Below are 1,114 nucleotides of genomic sequence, written 5' to 3' on the forward strand. Positions count from 1 at the left end.
GAGCGCGACGGATGCCTCCGGCGTGGTGACGCGTGAATACCGTTACAACGACCACGGCCTGATGGCCTGGCACCGCTTGCCGGGGGGGCTGGAGAGCGAATACCGCTGGCAAAAATTCGACCACTGGCGCGTGGTGGAAAACCGCACCAGCACCGGCGACGGCTGTCGCTTTACCTATGATCTAGCCGCCGGGCTGACGACCGTCGAACACTACGACGGTCAGACGCGAAAGCATTACTGGAACGCGCAAAACCTCATTGTTCGCTACGTTGACGAGAGCGGTGAGAACTGGCGCTACGAGTGGGATGACAACGAACTCCTCACGCGTCGCATCGATCCGCTGGGTAATGCCGTTACCTTCGTCTATGACGACATGGGCAACCGGGTGCAGGAGATCGACGCCGACGGCAACACCCGCACCACCACCTGGCTGGAGCACCGCGCGCTTCCCGCGGCCATTATCGAAGCTGACGGCAGCGCCACCCGGTTCTGGTACGACGAACATCACGGGCTGAAGCGCGTGGTGGACCCGATGGGGCAGACCACGCTGCTGCGTCGGGACGAGTTTGGTCAGGTTGTGGAAGAAGTCGATGCCGCCGGGAACAGCCGCTACCAGGAGTACAACGAGGCCGGGCAGATGGTGCGTGCGACGGACTGTTCGGGCCGTGTGACACAATACCGTTATCATCCGCTGGGCTGGCTGGTGGCTGAGACAGCCGCCGACGGTGAAGAGACTCGCTACCGCTACGACGCCGCAGGGCGTCCGGTGCAGCTCGATCGCCCGGAAGGCTGGACGGAATCGCTCAAATGGAACGAACGTGGCCTGCCGGTGAAGCATGCGGGCGCCGACGGGAAAGAGAGCGAGTTCAGATACGACGAAGCGGGGCGCTTAACCGCCACCCGAAATACGCAGGGTGAAGAGGTGCGCCGCCGCTGGGACAGCCGCGGGCGTCTGATTGCCCTGGAAAACGAGAACGGCGAAGCGTATCAGTTCCGCTGGGGGCCAGACTCGCTGCTGCTGGAAGAGGTGGGGCTTGATGGCGTGGCCTCGCAGTATCGCTATGACGCCTGCGGGCGCACGATTGCGCGCACCTTTGCCGCCGGTCATCCGGAG

General features: G+C 63.7%; 1 pseudogene. It reads left to right on the forward strand.

The annotated features are described in order from the left end of the window. A pseudogene (locus tag DD606_RS25390) lies at positions 1-1,114 on the forward strand (RHS repeat protein); the annotation flags it as partial.

This window comes from Enterobacter cloacae complex sp. GF14B (assembly GCF_004136805.1).
Classification (GTDB): Bacteria; Pseudomonadota; Gammaproteobacteria; order Enterobacterales; family Enterobacteriaceae; genus Enterobacter; species Enterobacter hormaechei_C.